The 24,189-nt window shown below is 60.3% G+C and carries 24 protein-coding genes and 1 pseudogene; 7 read left to right on the top strand and 18 right to left on the bottom strand.

Annotation, left to right across the window (positions count from 1 at the left end):
* Nucleotides 1–110: 110 nt before the first annotated feature.
* From HF916_RS10320 to HF916_RS10305, 4 genes are all read right to left on the bottom strand, one after another.
* Nucleotides 111–908, bottom strand: a complete 798-nt coding sequence (locus HF916_RS10320) for a formylglycine-generating enzyme family protein (RefSeq protein WP_168788738.1) — start codon at nucleotides 906–908, stop codon at nucleotides 111–113.
* Nucleotides 909–937: 29 nt separating this feature from the next.
* Nucleotides 938–4,741, bottom strand: coding sequence for an eCIS core domain-containing protein (locus HF916_RS10315; RefSeq protein WP_168788737.1), 3,804 nt, complete (start codon nucleotides 4,739–4,741; stop codon nucleotides 938–940).
* Nucleotides 4,742–6,021: 1,280 nt separating this feature from the next.
* A complete protein-coding gene (locus HF916_RS10310; RefSeq protein WP_168787751.1) occupies nucleotides 6,022–6,345 on the bottom strand; it encodes a type II toxin-antitoxin system RelE/ParE family toxin in 324 nt (107 codons plus the stop codon).
* Nucleotides 6,342–6,572 (bottom strand): CopG family ribbon-helix-helix protein, encoded by a 231-nt coding sequence (locus tag HF916_RS10305; RefSeq protein WP_240975227.1) that lies wholly within the window; start codon nucleotides 6,570–6,572, stop codon nucleotides 6,342–6,344. Before HF916_RS10305 ends, HF916_RS10310 begins: the two co-directional genes overlap by 4 nt.
* 2,017 nt (nucleotides 6,573–8,589) lie before the next feature.
* Between HF916_RS10305 and HF916_RS10300 the strand changes: the two genes are divergently transcribed.
* Together HF916_RS10300 and HF916_RS10295 are read left to right on the top strand one after the other, a co-directional pair.
* A complete protein-coding gene (locus HF916_RS10300) occupies nucleotides 8,590–8,817 on the top strand; it encodes a hypothetical protein (RefSeq protein WP_168788735.1) in 228 nt (75 codons plus the stop codon).
* Nucleotides 8,818–9,657: 840 nt separating this feature from the next.
* On the top strand, nucleotides 9,658–9,924 hold the full coding sequence (locus HF916_RS10295) for a hypothetical protein (RefSeq protein WP_168788734.1): 267 nt from the start codon (nucleotides 9,658–9,660) through the stop codon (nucleotides 9,922–9,924).
* Between the two features lie 453 nt (nucleotides 9,925–10,377).
* Here HF916_RS10295 and otsA read toward each other — a convergent pair whose 3' ends face one another.
* From otsA to HF916_RS10270, 5 genes are all read right to left on the bottom strand, one after another.
* Entirely contained in the window at nucleotides 10,378–11,772 is a 1,395-nt protein-coding gene (gene otsA, locus HF916_RS10290) for an alpha,alpha-trehalose-phosphate synthase (UDP-forming) (RefSeq protein WP_168788733.1), read from the bottom strand.
* Nucleotides 11,773–12,100: 328 nt separating this feature from the next.
* A complete protein-coding gene (locus tag HF916_RS50800; RefSeq protein ID WP_240975226.1) occupies nucleotides 12,101–12,709 on the bottom strand; it encodes a hypothetical protein in 609 nt (202 codons plus the stop codon).
* Nucleotides 12,710–13,069: 360 nt separating this feature from the next.
* Nucleotides 13,070–13,252, bottom strand: coding sequence for a DUF2934 domain-containing protein (locus HF916_RS10280; RefSeq protein ID WP_168788732.1), 183 nt, complete (start codon nucleotides 13,250–13,252; stop codon nucleotides 13,070–13,072).
* An 86-nt stretch (nucleotides 13,253–13,338) separates the two neighbouring features.
* A complete protein-coding gene (locus HF916_RS10275) occupies nucleotides 13,339–13,497 on the bottom strand; it encodes a hypothetical protein (RefSeq protein ID WP_168788731.1) in 159 nt (52 codons plus the stop codon).
* Between the two features lie 424 nt (nucleotides 13,498–13,921).
* Complete coding sequence (locus HF916_RS10270) at nucleotides 13,922–14,119, bottom strand: hypothetical protein (RefSeq protein ID WP_063496100.1); 198 nt, start codon at nucleotides 14,117–14,119, stop codon at nucleotides 13,922–13,924.
* A 470-nt stretch (nucleotides 14,120–14,589) separates the two neighbouring features.
* Between HF916_RS10270 and HF916_RS10265 the strand changes: the two genes are divergently transcribed.
* Nucleotides 14,590–15,336 (top strand): hypothetical protein, encoded by a 747-nt coding sequence (locus HF916_RS10265; RefSeq protein ID WP_168788730.1) that lies wholly within the window; start codon nucleotides 14,590–14,592, stop codon nucleotides 15,334–15,336.
* Between the two features lie 5 nt (nucleotides 15,337–15,341).
* Here the strand turns inward: HF916_RS10265 and HF916_RS10260 are convergent, their stop codons facing one another.
* The 3 genes from HF916_RS10260 to HF916_RS49870 are packed head-to-tail and all read right to left on the bottom strand — an operon-like array spanning nucleotide 15,342 to nucleotide 16,204.
* Nucleotides 15,342–15,614, bottom strand: a complete 273-nt coding sequence (locus HF916_RS10260; RefSeq protein WP_168788729.1) for a DUF1488 family protein — start codon at nucleotides 15,612–15,614, stop codon at nucleotides 15,342–15,344.
* Between the two features lie 14 nt (nucleotides 15,615–15,628).
* Nucleotides 15,629–15,874: a hypothetical protein gene (locus HF916_RS10255; protein ID WP_168788728.1), complete on the bottom strand. Its 246-nt coding sequence runs from the start codon at nucleotides 15,872–15,874 to the stop codon at nucleotides 15,629–15,631.
* A 21-nt stretch (nucleotides 15,875–15,895) separates the two neighbouring features.
* Nucleotides 15,896–16,204, bottom strand: coding sequence for a hypothetical protein (locus tag HF916_RS49870; RefSeq protein WP_206001825.1), 309 nt, complete (start codon nucleotides 16,202–16,204; stop codon nucleotides 15,896–15,898).
* A gap of 463 nt (nucleotides 16,205–16,667) precedes the next feature.
* On the opposite strand from HF916_RS49870, the pseudogene HF916_RS10245 reads away from it, so the two are divergent.
* Nucleotides 16,668–17,012: pseudogene (locus tag HF916_RS10245) on the top strand (YncE family protein); the annotation flags it as partial.
* Between the two features lie 107 nt (nucleotides 17,013–17,119).
* Here HF916_RS10245 and HF916_RS10240 read toward each other — a convergent pair.
* Nucleotides 17,120–18,022: an MlaD family protein gene (locus HF916_RS10240; RefSeq protein ID WP_168788727.1), complete on the bottom strand. Its 903-nt coding sequence runs from the start codon at nucleotides 18,020–18,022 to the stop codon at nucleotides 17,120–17,122.
* A 1,114-nt stretch (nucleotides 18,023–19,136) separates the two neighbouring features.
* Here HF916_RS10240 and HF916_RS10235 point away from each other — a divergent pair.
* Together HF916_RS10235 and HF916_RS10230 are read left to right on the top strand one after the other, a co-directional pair.
* Nucleotides 19,137–19,553 carry a cupredoxin domain-containing protein gene (locus tag HF916_RS10235; protein WP_168788726.1) on the top strand — a complete coding sequence of 139 codons (417 nt, stop codon included), beginning with the start codon at nucleotides 19,137–19,139 and terminating at the stop codon, nucleotides 19,551–19,553.
* 440 nt (nucleotides 19,554–19,993) lie between these two features.
* Nucleotides 19,994–20,425 carry a hypothetical protein gene (locus tag HF916_RS10230; protein WP_168788725.1) on the top strand — a complete coding sequence of 144 codons (432 nt, stop codon included), beginning with the start codon at nucleotides 19,994–19,996 and terminating at the stop codon, nucleotides 20,423–20,425.
* A 176-nt stretch (nucleotides 20,426–20,601) separates the two neighbouring features.
* Here HF916_RS10230 and HF916_RS10225 read toward each other — a convergent pair whose 3' ends face one another.
* Nucleotides 20,602–20,790: a hypothetical protein gene (locus tag HF916_RS10225; RefSeq protein ID WP_206001728.1), complete on the bottom strand. Its 189-nt coding sequence runs from the start codon at nucleotides 20,788–20,790 to the stop codon at nucleotides 20,602–20,604.
* A 119-nt stretch (nucleotides 20,791–20,909) separates the two neighbouring features.
* Between HF916_RS10225 and HF916_RS10220 the strand changes: the two genes are divergently transcribed.
* Nucleotides 20,910–21,083: a hypothetical protein gene (locus tag HF916_RS10220; protein ID WP_168788724.1), complete on the top strand. Its 174-nt coding sequence runs from the start codon at nucleotides 20,910–20,912 to the stop codon at nucleotides 21,081–21,083.
* A gap of 12 nt (nucleotides 21,084–21,095) precedes the next feature.
* Here the strand turns inward: HF916_RS10220 and HF916_RS50795 are convergent, their stop codons facing one another.
* The 4 genes from HF916_RS50795 to mhpT all read right to left on the bottom strand — a co-directional run bounded on the left by HF916_RS50795 (nucleotide 21,096) and on the right by mhpT (nucleotide 24,118).
* Nucleotides 21,096–21,245, bottom strand: a complete 150-nt coding sequence (locus tag HF916_RS50795; protein ID WP_431311370.1) for a GDCCVxC domain-containing (seleno)protein — start codon at nucleotides 21,243–21,245, stop codon at nucleotides 21,096–21,098.
* 257 nt (nucleotides 21,246–21,502) lie between these two features.
* Nucleotides 21,503–21,661 (bottom strand): hypothetical protein, encoded by a 159-nt coding sequence (locus HF916_RS10210; protein ID WP_168788722.1) that lies wholly within the window; start codon nucleotides 21,659–21,661, stop codon nucleotides 21,503–21,505.
* Between the two features lie 266 nt (nucleotides 21,662–21,927).
* A complete protein-coding gene (locus HF916_RS10205; RefSeq protein ID WP_168788721.1) occupies nucleotides 21,928–22,797 on the bottom strand; it encodes an alpha/beta fold hydrolase in 870 nt (289 codons plus the stop codon).
* A 76-nt stretch (nucleotides 22,798–22,873) separates the two neighbouring features.
* Nucleotides 22,874–24,118 (bottom strand): 3-(3-hydroxy-phenyl)propionate transporter MhpT, encoded by a 1,245-nt coding sequence (gene mhpT, locus HF916_RS10200; RefSeq protein ID WP_168788720.1) that lies wholly within the window; start codon nucleotides 24,116–24,118, stop codon nucleotides 22,874–22,876.
* Between the last annotated feature and the right edge of the window lie 71 nt (nucleotides 24,119–24,189).

The following is a 24,189-nucleotide window of genomic DNA, read 5'->3' as shown; positions in this document are numbered from 1 at the left end:
CTGCGCTACGAATCTTAAAGAAGCGCTCAACAACATCGTCAAAGACAACAAAAACGAGTTGTCCCCGTTGACAGACATCGCGAAATGGACGACTGCCGAGCGCAAGCAGTTCAGCGGGGAACGGCCTGCCTAACGACAGGCCGTAGTCCCGTAGGCTCGTTGTAATCATTGTCTCGGTCTGAGAAAGCCCGGGCTGCGGACCGGCATTCGTCGGCACCCGCGGCGAAATCGCCTCCCCGGACCGCTTTCATTAGTCCGTGATCATTCAGATCGTGCGGATCGACAACTTCCATCGACCCGTAGCGACGGAAAGTGTCCCGACACCACTCGGCAACGTTGCCATAAAGATCGAAAAGCCCCCACGGATTGGGCTTACGGCCGCCGGCGCGGTGAGTTTGACCGTTGCTGTTGACACGATACCAAGCGTATTCTTCCAGCATCGCCTGATCGTCGCCAAAAAACCAGCGCTGAGTCGTACCTGCCCGGCAGGCATACTCCCATTCGGCTTCGTACGGTAAATCTACGTGCGCGTCGCTGCTAATCACGCCATCGACGCGCAGACGATCGGACAGATGTGAACAGAAGTTGCGCGCGTCATCCCACGTGATTCCGGAAACGGGATGTTCGTCGCTATTTGCCAGAGACTCAGGCGCCTGCGGCAATTGGCCCGCGATCTCTTGCCATTGCGTGCGCGTGACAGGAGTTCGAGCGATCCAAAAGCCCTGCGTCAACCGGATCGGCTGGCAAGGCTGTTCGATTGTTGGTGCATCCGCAAAGCTGCTGCCAACCACGCCATTGCCTGGAGGGCACCACACGAACTGGAAGGCGCACCCATGCACAAGCGTTACCGTGCGGATAGTCCCGGCAGGATGGACTTCAAGTAAGGGATTCAAATCTTGTTGGGCCATAGATTGCTCTTCATGTACACCGACTCAGTTCATGGGTCGAACCAGATTTCCGCCTTCTTGAATGTACCGTCTGGATTGCGCACCGACTTGGCATAGTCGATTCGAACCTTTGGGTAACCGCTGCGCTGCGCCATTTTGCCAGTGAACGTTGCGCCGGCGGCTTCCTCAGGTGTCATTTTCGCTTTCTCAGGTGTCGCTTTCATTTGGATGAGTTCATTGAAAGTAGCGAGATTGTCTCCCCCATACCATAAGCCACGAATGCCCCGGACGGTGTCTCCGCCAGAGCGGAACTCCTCTAAAATCGCTTCAAATACCTCGCCGCCTCGCACCGTGGTGTTTGCTTCCTTCGTATAGATGCCAAGCTCCAGATAGCCGTCTCCCGTTAGTTCTCCCAAGCCGAGCAGGTCATCCGTGACTGCGTCGCTAACACTGACTTTGTTGCCGGTACGGACGACCCGCACCTTCGGCGGTGCCTTAGGCACGACTTCGGGCGGCTTTTCTTCCGGCGGTTTGACCTCAGGCGGCTTCACCTCAGGCGGCTTCACCTCGGGCGGGTTGATGTCTGGCGGTACACTTTTGCCGCCGAATTTTCCCTTGAACGAACGAGCGCCGAGGCCGAGCGACACGAGTTGGAGCAGCCCGGACGCGATCATCTCAGCCCGGTCGAAGTCGCTCATCTTCGCTCTCAGGGTGCCGTCTGGATTGTGTTCGGCAAAAGCCCTGTATCCGACTATCCCCTCGACGACCTGCGGAATGCCTGTGACGTCAGCGATCCCCAGACCGACGAGCGCCAATCCTTCCCAAAAACCGGGCCCTCGTCCGTTGTCTTTTTCAAAGTTCGAAAACCGGGAATAGATGCCGAGTCCGATGCCGAGGATCAACGCACCGCCGATGATGAACGGTGCAGCCGCTTCAAAAAGCAGGCATAGGCCGCCGATGATAAGGAGCGGCACCAAAGCCGTGAGCAGACCATAGATGATGCCGCCCGCGATCTCGCCGAATGTGTCCTTGAACCAGCTTTTGATCGCCGCCGTCCACGACTTCGGCAGGAGCAACTCGAGGAACGTCTGGCCGCCATTTTCGGCGTTCTGTCGCTGATCGGCCGACGACCTGGAGTCCGCCTCGGACTTGAGCGACGTGTAGCTCGAATCAATATCGGCGTGCGTCGCCTGCGTTTTTCCCTGGACGACTGCAAGGTTGCCCTGCTGTTCCGTGGACGCCTGATCGACCGTCTTGCCGAGATCGGTTTGCGCCTGCTTCGCGCTGTCCTCCACTCCTGAAACGACGTGGGAACCCGCTTTGCCCATATCAGCCGATGCTTGAGACCCTGCCTCCGACAATAGCTGGCCCGTAGTCCGGACCGCGTTCTGGAACGTGCGCGAGGCGCCGGCCTGCCCAGAAGCAAGCTTCGTCGCAACGCCTGCGGCGCCGCTTTGCAGATTTACAGCGGCCGCGCTCGCAGCCCCGCCGATGGCGGCGACGCCATGCTGCGCGATTCCTCCGAACTGACCGGCGACGCGGGATTCCAGCCCCCCCAGTTCGGCAACTGCCCGCTCGGCTAGCTCGGCCATCTGAGATCGGGCCTGCGGCGCCAGTTCCGAAGCCGTCGATTCGGGTGCCGCAGCCACGGCCAATGCCGCCTGCTGTGCTCCCTGCTCGAGAGTGGCAGCCACTTGCTCGGCGTGCGTCGCGATTTCGGCGGCGCGCTGTTCGGCATGGGAGTCGAGGGCGCTGGCCAAAGCTTCAGCTCCGGACCGAACGCCCTGAACGACGGTTGCAGCACCGGCTTGCATCTTGTGTGCGGCCTGACCCGACAGCGCAGTCACGCTACTCTGGACGTTCGATGCCGCTTTTCCCAGACCCGACATCGCGCGGTGAACCAGACCAGCAATATGGCCTGTCACCTCGGGCACAGCCTGCCCGATGGAGGATACGAAATTCGTTACCTGCTCATCAATGAAACTTCCAAAGCTGCGAGCAGCGTCGCGGTTACCCTCATGGACCCGGGTGGCGTCCTGATTGAAGTTTGCACTCGCCTGGGCATCTGCTTTCTGCGTCGCCTCCTGTTTGAAGCTGTCCGTCTCGCCGCCCGCGCTGGCAGGCTGCCGTGCCTTGGCCGCCCGCGCGTCACTGCCATCCCGGAACACCGCCGCCTCGGACTCTGCTGTCGCGTCTACTGCGGCTTTCTTGTCGGCGGCGGTCCGTGATGCTTGCGACTGGTGCTGCTCGGCCTCTTTCGTGACGCGGCCTGTCTCGGCTGCTCCGCTTGCGTGGACATCGGCGGTGGCTGCGGCAAGTTCGGCTTGTACTGCCGCCACCGCAGCTTCTTCGCCGCCCGCGATGGCTGCGTGACCGGCGGCCAACTGTGCATCGATTTCGCCAGTCGCCGCAACCTGCGCAGTGCGAAGTCGAGTCGATCCCCGCTCGCCGACACTCACGACGGCTGACGCGACTGCTGCGGCCCGGTTCCGGATCTGTGCGGCCATGCGTGAGCCTTCGGCTGCGACATCGCGGCCGAGCGCGGCCGCCGGACCACGCACGCTTGCCAGCGCGTTGGCGTCGGGTGACGAAGCCGCGGCTCCCGGCGTCGCCCCGGGCGGTGGTACAAAGGGGACGGCGGCCGCCCTCGGTGCTTGCTGCCCAGCGTGCATCACAATTGCCGGCCGCCTCGCACCTGTAATGGATGGCAGTCTACGGGAGATCGCAGGCGCCTTCGGCGCCGGATACGCATGCGCATCCGAGCGCGGCTCTGGCCATGCGGACTTATGCTTCGCCCCTCCCTTGGCGGTCGGCGCAAGCGCGTGCACCCGTGCGTGGAGGGGCGGCCGTTGCTGCCGCCGAGCGCGGATCGCTTCCTTACTCTCTTTGGCGATGCGCGCTTCGACTGCTGCCAGCTTCGCTTCGGCTGCGTGGCCCCGCGCCACCTGGACCGTGCTCGACGGGATTGTCCGTTTACGTTGCGACGCCGAGGGGGCTCTGAGCCTGACGATACCGAGATCGCCGCGCGCTGTCGCCGGCCCCAGCCGCTCTGCTTCTGCTTCGGCCGCTACCGGATGGGCAGGTGTATCGGATGCCGGCCGCTCGACCGGTACCGCGCCTTGCTGAATCGTGTGAACCAGTTCATGACCGAGAATTTCTTCGGCGCCAGTTCGCTTTAATACGCCGTCTGCGAAGTGTATGTTGCTCCCGAAGGTGACTGCGCTAGCCCCGCGGCTTTCGGCGACGTCGTCGCCGCTGTGCACCGTGACGCCGCTGAAGTCCGCACCCAACCGCTTTCCGAAGTGCTGCGCCTTGCTTGGATCGAGCGGTTCGTGTTGCTCCGGAATTGTCTCTTCGGCCACTGAATCAGGTGAGCGGGAGATGGGCGCACTCCTCGGGGGGGCGCGGTCCACCTCCTTTGGGTCTGCTTTCGGGGTGACCTCACCCGGCCCCGAACCCAGATGCTCATGTTCCCCGGCTCCATTACGCCGACCCGTGACAACGTGCGCGGCCCATGTCCCCGCGATTTTGCCGTCAGCATCGAATTCACCTGTAGCATCCCGCGCTGCGGGTTCCGGTCGGCTGGACGAAATCACTTTCTGAAGGTGAAAGTTTCCGCGCAATTGTCCAATCCGGCGAGCAAGGGCCTGTCGTTGCGAAATGGGCTGCGCCTTGTCGTTCAGGAGCGCGCTCTGAATCTCGACACTCTCTGCGGCAGCGACAAGCAATCCGCCAGAAGCGAGCGCTTCGCGTGGTCGGTCAGTGGTAAATCCACTGGGTACTGGCGTGCTCCCTTCCGGCTGCCGTGACCGTTGATCGTTCTCGTGGCTAACGTTTACGGACACCTTCTCCATTACGGTCGCCGCACCGGAAGAGTTGTCTGGATCAGAGTCATGGCCGTTTGGTGAGCCGTCGTCAGACCGCCACAGACGAGGCTGCGATGGAAATCAGAAGTGCGCGCCATATTGACCCGGATGGGCAAACTGGCGCGTCATACCACCCCTTGCGACTCCAAGTTACGTAGGCAAATTGAGCGGCGCATGCCAACGACGGCGAGGCGATTTTGCCGGTGCCGCGGATGAGAGCCGCCAAGAATCTGGGCGCTCATCCACGCACCATTGTTTGCCACGACTGACGGTGTAGATGTGAGCCAAGCGAGCAGCACTAGCACTCTTTAGATAGGTGTTCCAACGCTTCTTTTGCATAGCGTTTTCCCGTCGCAACGATCCTGCAGTAACCGTTGCACTCGTCCGCGTCCCCTTCGCGTCCATCCCATCGCGCGACAGACTTCGCGCATGATGGACGCTGTGGTCGTTTCCGTGACGTGCAGATTGGCCGTGGCCTGCGGGGTGATTCATGCGAGCCCTCCTGTGGAAGCAGGAATCGAGCGCTAAGCTAGAATTTTCAGAAGTGTAGTCAGCGATCGCCTCGAATGCGAGGAAAGCTGCGCCTTCGGATGGCGGTTTCGGCCGAAGACGCGTGGGATCAATTTGTACGTGAACGTCTCATATCCGGACGTACCCGACGTTCGAATGTCCGCCCGAAGGTCTTGGTCAACGTCTCTTGATGGCCGTCACCTGCCCTGCCTCGGTCTTCCGAAATTGGGCTAACCAGTTACTGAAAAAATGATCACTTTAATTATGTCAAATATCAACGCGGGGAGTGACGTTGCAGTCCTGCAAACCGACGGCTGCGGAACGGAGCGGTTTTTCGTGAAAGCCTGTTTCATTCGCGAAACAGGCTTCCCCTTCTGTGCCATCTGAACGCCAGTTTCGCCGACTTGGATCTCCCGCTGCACGTCCTATACTGAAAGGGAGTCGCGCGGAAGCCGGCCCCTGAAGCAGTAGCGGACGAGAAATCGTCCATTGGGGCGCGGTAGCGGGGCCACGGAAACGCCTGCGTGAATAGCGCGGGCGTTTTCTTTGGAACCTCGATGAACCACAACCGCCAGTGTCGGCATGTTCACCAGCGCTGATCTTACGGGTCCCAGGCCATTCAGTGACATCGTTTCGGGCCCGGATCCTCCCTGATATGTGCGAAGTAGGGCTACGTGCACATGCGCGGGTGCAAGGCGACTTGCCACGGTCACACCCAGCGCAAGCGGGCTAATGCCCCGCTTTGTTATGCCCGTTGGTCAGCGGTCCTGCCTTGTGTCCCATACCCGGAGCACGAAGATTGTGCTAGGAGGGTCGGCGTATGCGGGTTTGATTTCGAGATGGATTTCGTATCGCCCGCCCAGGCACACCCACTTGTGAACCTCGCGGGGCGGCGGGCCGTCGTATCCGTCCAGTTCTTCCCCGAGCCGGTGGTGGTGGTCCTCGCCCAGCTTCTTCGCTTCGGCCAACAGTGCCTTAACTACCTTTCGCGCCACTGTGACGTCGTTGTAAAGCTTGACATGGTCAGCGATTTGAGCAAGGTCGGACATGGCCTTGCTGGTCAGTTCAACGGGCACGGTCATGCACGCGGCACGGGCCGTTCGTTTTGCGTTCCGAGGCTATCCGCCCACCCTTCGGCTTGCTCCATCGAAACCACACGGCCTGCGTCAACGTCGTCCAGGCCCTCCTGGATCAGACGTCGCTTTTCCTTTTCACGCGCCAGGTACGCGATCAGGGCTTTCTTGATGATCCATTGCTTCGGGCGTTCGATCTGCTCGGCCAGGGCGTCAACCTCCTCGGCCAACGCCACGGGTACCTGCGCAGTCAGGGTCCGGGTTGTCGCTATTGCGGTCATTGCAAGCCAGATTATGAGTTTTCAATAGTTTCTATTATAAAACAATAAACCCACGGTGACGAATCGTCTGAAGGCGTGCGTCTTCCCGGGGTCGACGTACTTTTCATGCAATTTCTGGCGGTTTGCTTGTAGACAGCCTTATCGATCAACGATTTGTGCATCCGCCTATTGCGTGAAAGCCGTGCGCCGCAGAGCCTTGCTGCGAGCGGCTCTGCGTGCGGCCACCGTCAGATTTCGCACGAATTGCACGATTACCCCGAGAACGGGAGGTTGTGCTTCAGGCGTGAACGTGCGCGCCGCCGCCTCGGGTTCGGCCTTTGACTGGTCATAGCAAACGGCTAGTTGCCACTTTTCAATTGATATTCGACGGGACGGCTGAGCTTTTGCAGGGGCCGCGTGGATGAACGGGACGGGAACACCGCCGGGAGTTGAAAGAACGGCGTCCAGTGAGAGTACACGGTCTCACGCGGCGAACTCGTGTTGACGGCGCCACTGCTGTCCGGGCAGAGATATCTTCTGCCCATTGTCACGGCCTTCCTCGCCGCTTACCCGCAGATTAACGTGCAGCTTCTTCTCTCGGACCGGAATTTGCACCTTCACGAGACAGCGCAAGGCAGCCCGAGCTGTGGGTCGTGTCCAGGGGAGAAACATCGATATCACACGCAACGAGGAAAAGGAACTGTCAAACCCGCTTGCGTTCGAATGAAACCCGCAACCACCTGCAGGCGCGACGCCGCAGTGAATCTGCGGCTCCGCGGTACTTGTTAGTTCCCTTTACATTAAGACTTCGACGCCAGGGCATCGAAAGTTCCGTCTTCAATAACGAAATCAGGATCGTCTCTGTTGCTTGACACCTCGCATCGACACGAGTGCACATGATGGGTCGCCCTTCATGACGACACGTCTAACCACAGGTGATTCATACGCTTCGCTACAGCTGCTCACTGACTGGCATTAGCCGACCGAGTCACCAGCATGCCCAGTCGCTACTCAGTCGCCGATCATAAAGGTCTCTTCGCGCTGGCGAATGTCTGTCTAGATATGTTCGGTGTCGCGCAGTCGCTCCAATGGTCGCATGGCGTAATCCGTTTGCACGCCGAAAGAATTTAGTTTGCAGGCGCAACTCGCCGCCGTGTGAAGTCATAAATAAAGGATTGCCATGCCTACGCGAACCGCCTCCCTCGCCGTGCGTGAAGCCTTTCGATGCTCTGGCCAACAGTTGGATGCCATACTGCAGTTTGCCCAAGAACGGGGCTTAGAGGAGCGGCCATTTTGGTCGGTGGTCCTTGAATGGTGCCGTGTCGTGACTCTAGCTAGCTCGCTCGATTTGCTTCGAGAAGGTCACCCAAAGTGACGCACCGCCGCCTAAAGGCGGCAGCGTAGCCAGACGGCTCGAACGTTAGCAGGAAAGCGGGCAGTTTCGGCTAAAAGCTTACGCGGAGAAGCGCCGACCAGAAATGCACTTCAAGTGCCTCGCGGCTAATCGCACACTCTGCGTCGCCAATCCGGCCGGACAACCGGAACGCAATTGCGCTTCCGTCTGACGACACGCCTGCGGCGAAATCAACAACGTCCATCACACACCTCGTGGATTCATTGGCGAACTATTGCTGTCCCTCGCCTCTAAATTTACCAGAGTGCGGATGGTCACAGACTGCGGCTGGCCAACACAGACTGTGGATTTGGCCGCGCGCATGCGGACATCAGGCCATCGCCCCGGCCCCCTGCTGACCGGGTTTGACGTCTATGGGTTACGGTTTCGTGGACGACAGTTAGTTGCATTGATGGGAATTGAGAAAAACGTGAAACGGTGAGCTATTCCGGGAGGCACTCGCTGGTTGATGTTCGTTTGCGCGACTCAAGGAAATGGCGAATGAGGACGGAACGTCACTTTCGCGGTGTGGCAGAATTCCCCACCGTGCGGCAGCCGCAGCACGCCCGCCCCGGCCCGCAGCCGACAGCGAACTGATGGATGACCGAACCGACCGTCGACACACCGATCCGCGATGCCATTTTCGAGCACGAGATATTCGGCGCAGGAAACACCAACTCCGGGTCCTGCTTGAAGGTATCCGCCACGTGGAAGCGACCTGGGTGGGTTTTCAGCCCCGCGGAGCTTGCGGACGAACTAAACTGCGGGGCGGAGGAAGGTCTCGTGCTGCGACGAGACGGTTTCGGCGGCGATATCCGCCAGTACTAGAAGGCGACGCGCGCTGGGCAGATAGCCCGGGAGTTACGCTGGCAGCAACGCAAACGGCGCCATCCGGCACTGGCGTCGCGCCCCCCCTGTGGAGGACCTCGTCATCGCAGTTATCGCGAGCGGTGGGGACGACTGCGACACGCTGGCCAGTGGCGGTCTCGTCGCGGAGGCCTTGGGGATTTACCTGTCCCACTTAGGTGAGACCGTTTGCAGCACCACATTCGATGCCCTGGTCGTGCGGGGCTTGGTCCGCCGCGATGACGAGGATCTGCTCGGCTGGCCATTCCGGGGGTGTAAGCCGGAACCGCCGAAAATTCCGCCGGGAAACGTGATCGGCGATATTTCGGTTGTCACAGCTATCCGACACTGTTTGCCGTACGCGTTTTTCCCGATCTGGGTTCCTATTCCCGGGCAGGTGTCACTCGTGCCGGGAAACATCTGTTTGGCGACAACCCCACCAATGGTGGCTTTTCGTTCACCACGGAATTTTCGGCGGTTCCGGCTTACACCCCCATTCCGGTTGATGCTCGCAGCGGATGGGCGCCGCCTGTACGCGCGCGACGTGGTCCCACGGCTGGGCCTGCGGCCTCCGGCGACTGTCCTCGCGCCGATCGAACCCGAGCGGCTGCCGTTCGACAATCTCGGCCTCGATCCGACGCTCGCCGACAACTTGCGATATCGATGGGAGGAGGCCGGGCGATGTGCCGGAGCTCGTGCGTGGCTCGCCGCGACCGTCTTGTATGTGTCGATTCTTGAGGTGTGGTTTTACCGGACTGGTTGGGACGGGACATTGAGCGAGCCAACGCGGCACGTGCGGCGCCGCAGGACAGGCAGCCGCGGGTGCTGCCGCTGGCGGACTTGTCACTTGCGGCGCTGATCAAGGTCACTACCGAACTCGGGTGCATTGATGAAAGTCTCGGGCGCCATGCCCAAGCATTGCCCGAGTCGCGCAATCTGATTCATCCAGACCGCCAGATCCGCGAACGCAGCACACCCGACGGCGAGCTCGCTGCGATCTCCCATCGCGTCGCGAGAGCCGTGCTCGATGCGCTTGCCCGTGCGACGTCGGCACGCGGCGCTCCACTCAATACAAAAGACTTCCCATGACGCGGACTAGGCAATTATCTGGCTCTCCACCGAGAGTATTCGATACGCTCAAGCTAACGCGAACATGCTTTGTGACCGCACCTCGGTCAGTGGGCAATTACGCTGCGCTCTTCGGAACGAGTCCTCGGCGATGCGAAAAACTGGACATTACAACGTAGCCAACATGTCGAAAATTCGCTCACTTTAATTCTGCAAACTTATAAACCAAAGGAAACGGCACGTCGTCCTGCAGCCGCTGGTTTGAATAAATCTGTTCGCAGTCCCTTGCGTGCAGGCCAAACCGACGGATCCAGTGCGTATCGATGAGTCGTCGCGCCAAGTGGCCGACGCAAGCATGTCAGGTGGATGAATCGATCCTGCTGCCCAACAGGCGTTGAAGGCTGGCGCCAGGCGCGTGCGACTCCCGGCGATGAGCGGTGTTCAGTCCGATGTTCGGCGAATACCGTTCGATGCCTATTCATTCGGCCCGCAGTCTTCCAGCGCTTGCAGAAACGTGGAACTCCACCAATGCACATCGAACTTGCGGATCCGGTTGAGAAGCGCTTCATGCCGGTTGATCCGCTCATCGAGCGACATCGTTAGCGCCCGCTGAATGGCCTGCGCCGTGCCTTGCGTGTCGTAGGGATTGACCAGCAGCGCTTCCTTCAATTGCTCCGCGGCTCCGGCAAAACGTGAGAGCACCAGCATGCCCGGGTCGGCAGAGTCCTGTGCGGCGATGAACTCCTTCGCAACGAGATTCATCCCGTCGCGCAAGGGCGTGACGAGCGCCACTCGACTTGCGCGATAGAGGCCCGGCAGACGCTTACGGGCCACGTTCCGATGAATGTAGCGCACCGGCATCCAGTCCAGTTCACCGAAGTCGCCGTTGATCGCGCCGCACAGGCTATCCATCTGACGCCGCAGATCGTCGTAGGCGCCGACATCCTCGCGACTGGGAGAGGCGATCTGGATCAGCGTCGCGCTATCGCGGTTTTCCGGATAGTAGGTCAGCAGTTCGCGGAAAGCATGGACGCGTTGCGGCAGCCCCTTCGAATAGTCCAACCGATCGACGCCCACCAGCAAACGCCGCCGCGAATATTCGTCACGCATCCGGACAAACATGTCGCGCCCTTCCTTCGAGTCGGCAAGACGAATGAAGTCGTCGACGTCGATGCCGATGGGATAAGCGCCGACCCGCAGCGTTCGATTGAACGCCCGAAGGCGGCCCGGATTCAACCGTTGCGCCTGCGCCTCCGATTCAACGTAGTGAGAAAAATGCGTCAGGTCGGCTTCGCTCTGGAAGCCCACCAGGTCGTATGCAAAGAGCGAGCGCATTAGCCATTCGTGTTCCGGAATCGCTGCCATGATCAGCGGCGGCGGCATCGGAATATGCAGGAAGAAGCCAATGCGGTTGGTACATCCCATTGCGCGCAACTCGGCCGCGAGCGGGATCAACTGGTAGTCGTGAACCCAGATGAGATCGTCCGGCTTCAATAGCGGTAGCAACTTGTGCGCGAATAACTGGTTGACCCTGCGATAGCCCGCTGCGAATCGCGTGTCGAAATTGGCCAGGTCCAGCCGGTAGTGAAATACCGGCCACAAGACATCGTTCGAGTAACCCAGGTAATACGTGTCATGATCCTCCCGGCTCAGATCAAGTGTCGCAAGCGTGACGTTGCCGGCCGTCTGGACGTGAACCTCACCATGGCCGGCTGGTGCGCCATCCGCCGCTCCGCGGATCTTGCCGCTCCAGCCGAACCACAGTCCACCGGTCTGTTGCAGGCTCTCCCGCACCGCTACGGCGAGTCCGCCGGCCGCGGGCTTTCTCGGGTCTGCAGTGCGATTTGAAACGACAACTAGGCGACTCATGAGGTCCTTGTATTGTGGCGTTCAGAATCACGTTCTGAACGAGTCAGTTTACTCTGTCGTTGTGGTTAGGGTACGGCGACGTCAGTGTCGTTACCGCGCGTTAGCAGACTGCTGAGAGGCTACCGCGCACCGCCGTCCTGCATCGTCACCAGCGCGAGCGACGCGGAGAGAATCGATTTTGCCAGGTTGTCGTCGTCCGCGGCGCGTGCAAGCGTAATGGCCCCCAGGATGGTTGCGACGATACCCAGCCCAGCGTCTTTGCTATCACTGGATGCGGCTTGCGCTATTTCAACAGGTTGCAGGTTTTCGGAGTCGGTGAGTTGCTGTTTCAGTATGGGGGAAGGCGGGAGAAAATGCGATGCGAGTGAAGCGTCAGGACGCGGTGCCCGGGGGCATGATTGAGGTATTCAGGCCTGACGGGGACGAACGAGATCCCGGCGCACGGCACCGAGGATGAAATACCCGTCATCGACGACGCATTTGGTTGCGGCAGTAGTGCCGCAGATTGATCATCGTGTAGGCGAGCGTCTTGAACGCGTAGTGTAGGTGACTCAGACGCTCGAAGCGCAGCAGCAGGCGGCGGAACTTCCCAGGCGAACACCCGCTCGACGGTGCGGAATCGTTCATCGAAAATGGCCGGGGCGAACAGCGGCTTGCGACTGCGCTTCGGAGTTTTGCGGCCACGCGGATTAAGATTGATGTTGGGCTTCATGCCGCGATTAAAAATGGCCTTGCGGTTGGCCCGGCAGTCGTAGACGCCATCCAGACTGACGATGGTGCCGCGCAGATCAAGGCCAATCGCGAGGGCGGTTTGCGTGAGCTGGGGCAACGCCTCGCGCAGCAGCGGCGCTTCATTGCGGTTGCCGGGTGCCGGAACGAACGGCGCGATCACATTGCAGTTGCGATCGCAGAAAGCGACGACCTTGTCGCCCTTCATGTGTTTGTGGCCGTTGAAGCCGAGGTTGTCGCCGCTTTTTTTGCCTCCGTTGTCGTGCCATCGCCGTGAATGACGGACGTATCGAGGAGCTGGTCCTGATACAGTTTGCATACCGAACTGAGTAGTATTGCGTCCAGACAGCCATCCGCTGTCCAGCGCCGGAAAATGCGGTAGACGCTCGTGGGATGAATTTCGGGGCGACCGGCATGCGATCCACGCTCCGGTTTCACGGACGCGAGCCATGAACGGCTTCAGAAGCGGGCCGGGTTACCGGGAATCGATGTCCGCTTCGTAGAAGAGAGAATGTCGGCTCAGGCTCATTAGCGTCAGGCCATTCTGCACCACTGCTGGAATGATCCGTCAGTCCGGCGCCCGGACATCCGGATCGCCGGGCTTGGCGGAGTCCGGAGCGGTCATCTCCTTCTCGACGAGTGCACGGGCTGTGCGCGAGTACTCGTCAGCGCACCCTTCAAGGCCGCCGTCCAGTTGCCAGAGTTCGTACGCGCGCGCCCGGATCTTCTCTTCCACAGTCGTGCCACTCATTGCAAAAATCTCCATTGGTCACAGGGACACAGAGGGATAGAGATGACGGGCACCAAAATCCACGCCGCGGCCACCGGAGAGCGCATTCAGCGCCGCCGCCGCATGACTTCCCAACAGTGGTGATGATCCATCCGCCTGAGCAGCCGCTGCCGCGTCCATTCCCGACGATAGTGGCCGATGACCATCAGCGCCGCGACGGCTAGTGCGAACGAACCGACGGCAATCCCCGTCCACGAGTCAGTCATGGAAGACTCCGTTCCGTTGAGGAATCTGATCAACGTTCGAACCGAACGCAACCGGATGGCCGCAGGCCACGATTCGTGCATGCCGGTTATCGCGGCACGTGCGGTTCGACACCGCCGCCTTTGACACACCCTTACCGGTGTCGGCTATCGCCGGATGCCGCGTCGCGACGTGGCTCGTTTACCCCGGCAGGCGACCTTCATGTTTTCGCGGCGCTCGATGCCCGCCGGCTTGCCTGCCGGTCTTCGATGCGTCGCTCAGCGTGGTCTCGATGTGTGTTGAATCAAGGCCTACTTTGCGAAATAATTCGCATACCCAAATAAACAGGGCTCTTCCTGATTTTCGCGACTTGATGCTCGATCAGACGCCGATCGAACTGCGTACCATACACGGATCGGGCGACAAACCATTTGACACAAGTGTCACTTACCGGACCCGCGCAGCCGCCTTGAGAACCGAGTAACCGTTGATGGTGATGAGAGGTCGCTGTTGCCCGTGAGCGAGCTGTTCCAGCGTGACGAGTTGGCGTTCGAGAAGGGCTTCGAGATCCGCACGGTCCAGGTCAATCGGGTCTGGAGCGTCCTTGAGCAGCATCAGGGTTGCGAATTCATGTGGACTCAGCATCTTCGTCTCCTGGCTTATAGGGGCTGCATTCGCTGGGAACTTGATTTGTTGCCGTCCCGCCGCGAGCCGGATCACCCATCGATCACGGATGCGAGACGTCTGTGCTGACCGGGTGCGTGCCGCACGCCGAGGAAGTCACTTTATGCTGTCTCTGTTCAATGATCAATATGTGGAATAAATATTTTTGAGATGACCTTGTCCGTCGGGACTGTGTGCGGGTAACGTGGGTCGCTACCGCTGCTGAGCAGGAGGAATCCAGTGCGAACGTCTGTGAACATGGAAGGCTTTTACCAGCGCACTGCCTAGCTGATGAAGGTGCCCGGAAAGCGATGGCGGTGATAGAGCGGCTTCGAGTTCTTCATCGTCTGACCCTACCAGCGCATCCAGTTACCGTGACAATGCCGTCGCGACGCCTCTGTTCGCGCTCTACTGGAACGTCACCATGGATAACGCGATCGCGCTAAGCCGGCATGCCACGCGGTGCCATTACCGGCATGGTAAATGCCAACCTTGCCATTGCTTCGTCGAGAAACCGTGACTTGCCGACGAATCGGGCCGACTGCGCCGCCGGCGGGATATTGATCTTCGTCGCAGATGTCGAACTCAACGATATCAAAGCAATGGCTTGCAGCAATCGATTCCGCGGCCTCTCGTTCGTCTTCACTGGAACTCATGAAACAGGTGAGATCGCGCTGCTCGACCGCCGCGAGACGCAGATGCGGCGCACCATCAAATCCACGGGCGTCCCGGACGCGCAGTCGCGCGACCAGAAGGTTGCTTGCTGTCCGTATGCCGAAGGTCAGAAGCTGTGGGTGCGCGAGGCGCACGAAGTCAACCGGATCAGATACGAGGAGAGCCGGGACGGAGCGCGCCGTTACGCAGGAGTTGCCTATCAGGCCGACGATGGGCGCGAGCAATTCGAAATTTCGCCGGCCTTATACCTCGAACTGGATGCGAAAGAAAGCGGAGGCTGGACGCCGTCGATCTACATGCCGCGCTGGGCCTTACGCATCGCCCTCGAGGTGATTGTCGTACGTGTCGAACGAGTGCAGGAGATCAGTGAGGCGGACGCGATCGCCGAAGGCTGCGAGTCTGGGCCCACCTTCACCGGCTGCGGCAACTATATTCGCCTGTGGGACAGCCCTAACGCCGCGCGCGGCTATCGCTGTGACGTCAATCCGTGGGTGTGGGTGATCGCGTTCCGGCGGCGCACATGATCGATTCAGAAGTCAAACGTCCCCACCACTATGAATTCACCCGAATCCATAACCGATGCGCTTCCCTGCTTAGCTGCGGCGACTCTGCAAATGGCCTCGCGTCCGCGATTAAAGGCGGCAATCCCATCACCTGCCGCCCCGTGTGTGTCGCCAAAATGGTCTTCAAGCGCTTCGTGCGATACAACGTAGTGCTGCACGCGACCATCAATGGTGAGCCAGAAATGCACGTCGCCGCTGACGGGTACCGGAGCCTTGCCCGGCGTAAGTTCGTAGGCCATGTTCGTCTCCACCGTTATTTTCGGGGATCGTAGCACGCTGCCTGAGCGCCATGCGCGTCGCACCACTGGATCGCCCAGCGCTGCGCCGCCTCGATAGCACCCGCGTCGGAGGGATAGTCGCCGAGGTCACCCGAATACTTCACTTCCACGGCATCTCCATCCGCCGAGGCACGCCGGTAGATCTTTGCGCGGGCGTAATAATGGCCGCCTTCATCGAGAGGCGACGCGTCGATGTGGAACTCTTTATAGTCGAACTTCATGGTCGTCCCCGAAAGAGTGCTCTACTCGTCGTCGCGCTGGACCAGCTGCGGACGCCCCGCTGCGTCTCGACCTATGTCCACCAGCTTGTTCCGGTAGTCGCAGCCAGGACAGATGAAAAAAAATCCTTCCTCGTCAATTTGGGGCTCGGCCTCATCAAAGGCGAACCGCGCATCGCAGTTTCGGCAAGTCCACATGGTTGTCTCCACCGCCGTTTTCGACGCTTCGCCGGTTGTCAAGGTTCGGATGGTGCGACGCGGCAATTCAGAACTCACGCTCTTCAAGCAACTTGCTGGCAGGAGCGCGCGCCGCATCTCGCGCTTGATCCTCACGCGCGAATTCCTGTTCAGTTTCGTGTGGATCGTCCGACTGGCTCTGATGTGATAAGCGACTCCCACCCTTCGCGGATAAGCATATGCCAAAGTGGAGAAGTCATGCCTTCCACGGCAAAGGAGCGTTCATGACATCAGAACGGCTCTAGCTGCCTCCGGATGATACCAGGACTCTTAAAGCCGGCTTTTATTGTCTGACGCGCGCTCTTCTCCTGCGGGCCACGGGTCGCTTGATGCACGGAACGCGGACGGCCTTAAACCTCCCTTCAGCACCCCGCGTTAAATCAGGTACGAACCGTAACAGTCGCCCGTTGTAACTGACCAATCGCTATGAACCCTGCCAACTTCAACAAATAGGGCTTTGACAGGCTGAATGTGCTTGCCGTAAAAGCTGCGCGCACGGTTCGCCGCCGCGCTGGGGGTCGTGGTGTTCTCCGCGTCAGGTGCGGACGACGGTCTTGAAATGGGCGGCCTGCCGTTGAAACAACTCGCCGACGTTCCGCTGGGCGGACGGCCGACCCGGCTCGACTACGCAAGCCTTGACCCGGACCGACACCTGCTATTCATTGCCCATCTAGGCGACGGCGAGGTGGTCGGGTTTGACACGCGCGCAGCGCGCGTGATCGCCCGGATTACGGACGTGGCCTTAGCGCATGGCGTGTTAGCGATTCCCGCAATGTCACGCGTGTATGCGTCGGCCACCGGTTCAAATGAGATCGTCGCGATCGACGAAACCACGCTAAAGATCACCGCGCGCATGCCGGGTCGTAGCTACCCGGACGGCATGGCCTACGCACCCGATGCGCACGTTCAGCGCATATTGTTTCGTTTCTGTCCTGACCGGTGAGAACAGGGCGCAGCCCGAAAACAGGACGACGCAGAGCATGATGAAGGTCGTCCTGCACGTTTCGACTTTCATTTTCCTTCCCCCGGCCCGAGTGGCCGCGGCGCGGTTCCACGAACCACGATTGACGGGTCTCGGTTGACCTTAGTCGCCAGGTCAGTGAAGGAACTGGACAGATTTTCAAGTTTGAACAGAGTCCTGTGCGCTTCCGGCAAGATTTGCGTCTGGAGCGCTGTCACGGCGTCATTGCTCGATTGCAGCAACGCGTGCGCCTCAGGCAAGGTTTGCGTTTGAAGCGCTCTCACTGCGTTATCGCTCGATTGCAGCAGCGGCTCAAAACGATGACTGGCGCGCTCAGTATTGGCAACGGTCGAGTTAAGCTTGCTGGTATTGTCCGCCAGTGCTTTGGTTACCTGCTGCAAACTGTCGGCGGATTGCTTCAACGATGCGATGGTTTTCGTGTCGAGTATTGATTTCAATGATTTCAGCAGTTCGGTGACAATCTGAAAATTCGCGTTGACCTGATTGATCGTCGTGTCGAGCGTCACGACGTTCGACGGTGCCGTCGGTATGATCGGGGAGGCCTCGCCAGACCGGACAGTCAGTGGCTGCGAATCGGTGCCGACATCTTCGAGAGCAACGTAAACGTAACCGGTAAACCCTCGTGTCGCGAGTCCTCGTGAGGTGATCGTCGCGACGCTTGCCGAAGTAACCGGGGCGGTCTTGTCGATACTCAGTACGATGCCCACCGTATGCGAATTGACCAGCCTGACGCTTTTCACCTTTCTCACCTCGACGCCGTGAAATTCGATCGGGGCATCGGCAATGAGACCGGAGACCGACTCCTGGGTATAGATCTGATAGGTCGTGTATTGGCTCAAGGAAACGACATACCAGACGGCTCCGGCGAAAGTCGAGACAAGCAGGAATGCCACGAACGCGAATCCCGCCTTCGCGTTGTTATCGTTTTTCATCGCGCGCGCCTCACACGGTTGTCCTGAACACCGTTAGCCAGGCGGCCGCCCGGGGCAGATGTCAGCCTGCTCCGGGACGAGCGACTGATCCCGCCGCCCAATTCAACAATACGGAACCTCCCAAACCACAGCTTTCCAGACATCTGACGTACGCATAAGTCCAAATTCTGATTGCACGCCGCTCCCAGCGCGTCAGCAGTAGTCAATATCCGCCACTACTGCTGCTGCCACAGCTCGATGTCGTGCCACCGCCATGCGAGCTCCCGCCTGATGGGCATCCCGTTAAGGCCAGCGAAGCAAGCATGAGGAATGCTAATAGAGTCTGGTTGCTTTCATCGTGATCTCCTGTCAGCGCGACCGGCGCGCGTTGCCCGACTACTGGCTTTGTCATGTGTTGTATGCCCTCGAAGCGATCACCGTGTGTGTCGCTGGCTTCTTGAGGCTTGCGCACGCGGGCAATTAGCTCGACGTGCCCGGCATAGTGTGGTCCTTAGTCAGCGACCAATCCGTGGTGCGGGATGGACTCGACGCATCGTGGGATCGCGCATGATAAACGTCTGGCGGAGCCACGATATTCCATTCGGAGCGGCCAGCGGCTGGCGTGGGGAAACGGACTTCGTTTTCGCCGCGAGGGCGCCACCTTAAGGTCGAGGCCTGAACTTTTGTTCATCGCCTGCGCTACACGCTTGTTCTGCGCGCACCAAGCCACCAAAGCAACGCGCGCGCCCTTGCGCGCGGACAGAGCGGATGAACGTCTGTCCTGTTTTTTGAAATTTACTTTGATCTTCAAGCCTTCATCGGATAGCGACCGACACGAAAATAGTTCTCGGACACGGGAATAAGCCCGCGGCACCGGTCGTTTTATTTCTGTAGTGAGCAGGCGGCCTGAACGATCAACGCTCGACACGTGTTCGCGCTTGACATTCGTAGCCTTGCGCGACGACTACGACCCGGACAGCGGCGCGAGCAACGTGCAAATATCAGTTACAGACCCATCTTGATGTCGATCGACTGCACGCCGCTCCTAACGCTTCGTCCGGACCTTCGGCTGGCGTCACGCGTGCGGGCGATTGGCCACTCTTTGATACTCGCGGTATTCGTAGAGGAAAACGTCATGTTCTCAAGCCCACGCACTGCAGTCTTCCTTGGTGTGGCCGCACTCGGCCTCGCTTGCAGTCCCAGTTACGCAGAGCAGACGATAAAAGCCACGCTGCTCACGAACACGATCCAGCTCAATGCTAGTGACGTTAAGGCAGGCACAGTCACGTTCGAGGTCAGCAACGCACCGGACACTGGTCTGAAACATGAGTTCGTCGTTCTTAAAACAGACTTGGCCGCCGATAAGCTGCCAGTTAAAAATGGACAGGTGTCCGAGAGCCAGTTCAAAAAAATGGGAGAGGTGGAGGACATCGCCCCCGGCAAAAACAAGCGTTTGACACTCAAGTTGGGACCAGGCCGCTACGTCCTAATCTGCAATCAGCCGGGCCACTACTCGATGGGCCTGCATACGTCTTTGCTCGTCACGCCCTGACCGCCTTGGGTCAATTGTTCGTCAACGCACCACGTTTCACTGATCCCTGTTGGCATGAGGCTGGCCGGAGAAGATTGGTGCGAACGGGTCAAGTGACGGTGCAGCCCTGGCACCTGCACAGCAACAATCTTTGCACGAAAAATGGAATAGACCACGGCGGCAAACCGTTTATACGACATATCCGAACCTGCAGCAGACTTCGATGAGCAATCGACAGTCGCATGTCATTCGATCCGCCAGCGGACTGCTGCGCGCGGCGCTTGAAGCGTAAGCCGTTGCGCACGCGGGAGCGAAGAGAAATGCGGGACTCGAGGGGCTTGGTGATCTCGTTCTGTCATACGCGGTAACGAATTTCCCCTACACGGCCCCCGGACATGCATGCCCCGCCGCGGTCTAAATCTTTAGCGGAGTCGTTCCGCCGTATTGGATGAGGTCTCACCGTGCAGCACATGATTTTGTCCCCTTTGACCGGGGTGTTTGCAGCCGCGGTGCTGGGCGGCTGCGCCGTGGCGCCTTACGACACATCGATGAATTCCTGTGATCAGGAGTACATGATGACCAATCCTGCGGGCGCCGAATATTATTGCGGTCTTGACTATGGGTACCCCCTGTACGAAGGGGGCTTTCTCGGTTTTGTCGATATCGACCATTTTCACCATCACCACCATGACCATGACCATGACCATGACTTCGATTTTCATCGCGGCTATGACCATGATCGTGACTTTCATCACGGCGGCACCATGGCACGCGGTGGCCACGGCGAAGCGCGCGCCGAAGGCCACGGCGGCGGACACAACTCAAGCGGTTTCGGCGGCGACTTCCAGCCATCGGGAGCGAGCGGGTCGCACGGGGGTGGTCCGCACAAGTAACCGGAATCACGCAACAGACAGCATCTCCACAGTCCTCCGCGCGAACGCCCGTTCTTCTTTGCCGGACAGATGGCAATCGTCGGGGTCGGGGTCGGGGTCGGGGTCGGGGTCGGGGTCGGGGTCGGGGTCGGGGTCGGGGTCGGGGTCGGGGTCGGGGTCCGGGCCGGCGCCGATGGTCAGCGCCTCGTCCCGGTCGCGACGCTCGGGCGGCGCACAATGCGTGCGATAAGCCCGTCCGGCGCCACCGGCGACTCGGCATAGAGATACGCCGCATCGCGCAGCGACTCGCCCGTCGTCGTCCGCGCCGCAAAGCCGTGCTTCGCCGCTTGAGCATGCAGGTGCTCGGGGCGGATGCCGACGGTCACGCGGTCCCTAATGCGCCCACGGCCGGCCCAGAGCGCGACGCGTTGTGCCTCGCCCCTCTCGTTGCGCACAAGCACATCGAACGGCACGCGCGTGCGCGCAATCTACGAAGAAAGGCACCATGGCAACACGTCATACCTTCCTTCACAACACGGCTGCTGTTGGCGCGGAAATCATGCTGACCCAGGAGCAAAACGTACATGCCGCAGAGGACACCGGGCACACCAATCAGCTCACAGACGCGGACACCAAATACGCCAGGAGCGAAACGCACGGCTCGCCGCTGGCAGCGTAGGCCACATCCGGGTCAGTCAACGCAGCAGGAGTCTGACTGCTGCATCGGGGGACACCTGTTGGTATCGTATGAGCAATACACACAACAATTTCCGGGTTTCGGCCTGAGCGTTGCCTTGCAATGCTCGCATTCGTAAAACCACACACAGGCGTTGGTGGACATCGTCTCGGCTTCCCTGTGCCCGCACGCCGGACACGTGATGATGGAATCCAGCACAACAGAAATCATTACTGCACCAGCCTTACGTGGGATGGATAGCCGGCATCGGCGTGGAATTCGTCAACGCGTCGACCGACGCCTTCTTTAGATCAAAGAGCACTTGCGCGCGTTTGCTTGCGAAGTCGACTTTGACCGGAATCACGCCGGGTAATTTTTCAAGTGCCCTGCGAACCGGTGTGGACGTCTCGCTGGGCACGGCGTCAGTGGAAACCGTATTCAGGGTTACGCCGATCAAAAGTGGGATCGCTCCAGTGATGAGGCGCGACGTCTTCGAAACGGATCAGCTCCACGAGGTCGCCGTGTTCGTCCCACGCGGCTTCGCCAAAGGGCCAGGGACGCCTGCCGGTCAGGTCGCTCAACTACACCCAGAACTCCGTCACCTTCAGCGACCGTGTCGCTGTCCCCTCCAGACATCCTGGCTTCGCCGATCAACCGCATGGTTTGCTCCAACCGTTGCGATGCCGGTCAGCGGATCCCACGCGACGCCGGGGCAAGTCCGACATGCGCGACCTGCCCTCCCCGGGAGCCCTCCCAGGTTTTGCACGCTCTCCAACGGGACGACCTGAGCGTCATGGCGGTACCCTGCGCGGGCCGCCGCCTCCCGCAGACCGGCATGCGTCGCGCCTCAATGCGCCAGGAAGTCCACCACCATACGGTTGAATTTCTCCGCATGCTCCCACTGCGCCCAATGCCCGCAGCGGCCAAAAATATGCATGTCGGCGTTCTGCATGCCGGCAACCAGACGCAAACCCACGTCCATTGGCACGAAGCGATCGTCGCGCCCCCAGATCACCAGCGTCGGCGCTTTGATCTCGCCAAGCCGCGGGCCATAGTCGTTGAACTGCTTCGGATTGGCCGCGAGACTCTTCACGAAGTTTTCCAGATGATCACGGCGCGCCAGCATATTGTTGAGGCGCGCCTGCATCAGTTCGTCGCTCAGCGCGCTGGTGTCGAACACGAAAACGTTCATCATCCGCTTCAGGTTTTCAATCGTCGGTTCGCGATACAGGCCTTGCAGCAGCTTGATGCCTTCTGTCGGCATCGGCACGAACTGGCTCGGACCGCCGGTGCCACCACCCATCAGGACCAGCTTGCCGACCCGCTCGGGATTGGCGAGCGCGAACGCCACGGCGCTGTGGCCGCCCATCGAATTGCCGATGATGTGCGCGCGTTCGATATCGAGCACGTCGAGCAGGCCCTTCAGCGAGCGCGCGTTGAGTTCGGAGCGCGAGCCGTCGCACACGACCGGATCGCTTTTACTCCAGCCGAGACAGTCCATCAGGATGACGCGATAGCCCGCGGCCACGAGCGGCTCGACATTGCGGTTGAAGTTCGCCCAGCCGCTCGCGCCAGGGCCGGAGCCGTGCAGCATCACCACGGTTTGCGCGCCCTGCCCGGCGTCGTTGTAGTGCAACTGCACTTCGCGGTCGCCTTCCTTGATACGCACGAATTTGCTGGTCGACGCTTCGGTGATAGCCGGTACATTTGAGGTCATGTTGCTTTCCTTTATCTGAAGAGAGTTGATTGACCGCGCACGCCGTTCAGTCGCACGCGGATAACATTCAGCAGCACTATTGCGCGGTAGCCGGCGCATAAGATGGCCCGGACTTGCCGACGACGAGCCACGCCGCGACCGCCGCGACAGCGATCAACGGAATGCTCGCGCCCAGCAGCACGGACGCGCTCTGCCCGATCGCCAGCAACTGCCCGGCAATCAACGGTCCGAGAATCGAGCCCATGCGTCCCACCGCCACCGCGGCGCCCACTCCCGTGCCACGCACGTGAGTCGGATAGATGCTGCTCGCGAGCGCATACAACACCGACTGTCCGCCGACCAGAAACAGCCCCGCGAGCAAGCCGCCGCACGCCATCGACGCGCCGCCGTTCGCCGCGACAAGCGCCGCCAATGCCGCGGCGATGCCCAAGTACATGCCGGTCACGGTGCGACGCCGACCGATCCGGTCCATCAGGCTCGCGATCACGATTGCACCGATGCCGCCGCCGATGTTGAACATCATCTGCACGACGCCCGATTGCACGCGCGTGAGTCCGCGGCTCAGCACCAGCGACGGCAGCCAGTTGATCAGGAAGTACAGCACGATCAGCGTGCCCAGATAGCTGATCCACAACGCGACGGTCGTGCCGGCTCGCCCTTCCCTCCACAAGGCCTGCGCGATGCTGGACTGCGCTTCGCCCAAACCACGCGAGCCGCCCACTGCCGAGCGCGCGGCAATGAAGTGCGCCGACTCGCGCATGAAGATCGCCAGCAACGGCAACACCAGCAGCGGTCCAACGCCGCCGACATAAAAGATATGCCGCCAGCTCGCATCACCCGGACTCACGATGCCGATCACCGCCGCGAGCGCGGCACCGAACGGCATGCCGCAATACATCGCGCCCACCGCCGTGTTGCGTTGATCCGGCGACGCCGCTTCCGAGCACAGTGCGATCAGGTTCGGCATCGCGGCACCCAGACCGAGCCCCGTCAAAAAGCGCGCGGCCAGCAGACTGTTCAGGTCCCACACCTGCGTGGTGGCAATCGAGAAGATGCCGAACAGCGCCACCGACAGCATCAGCACGCGCTTGCGGCCGAGCTTGTCGGCAAGCCGTCCACCGATCGCCGCGCCCGGTAACAGGCCGAGTGCGCCGATGCTGAACGCCCAGCCCATCTGCGCAACCGCGAGATGGAATTCGCGCGCCATGCGTGGCGCGGCTACGCCGGTCGATTGCAGATCCAGCCCTTCGAGCAACGCGACGATCAGGCATAGGCCGATCGTGACGGCACCGCTCGCGCGAGTGTTGGTTGATCGCTGCATAAGAAGTCTCCAATGTGTTTTCAGCATCGCTCTTGGCGGCGATAACGCTGGGTGGTGTCGACGGCGGCGCG

Source organism: Paraburkholderia aromaticivorans, assembly GCF_012689525.1.
Classification (GTDB): Bacteria; Pseudomonadota; Gammaproteobacteria; order Burkholderiales; family Burkholderiaceae; genus Paraburkholderia; species Paraburkholderia aromaticivorans_A.
The sequence above is the reverse complement of the archived record's forward strand: the minus strand, read 5'-3'. Positions and strand labels throughout refer to the sequence as shown.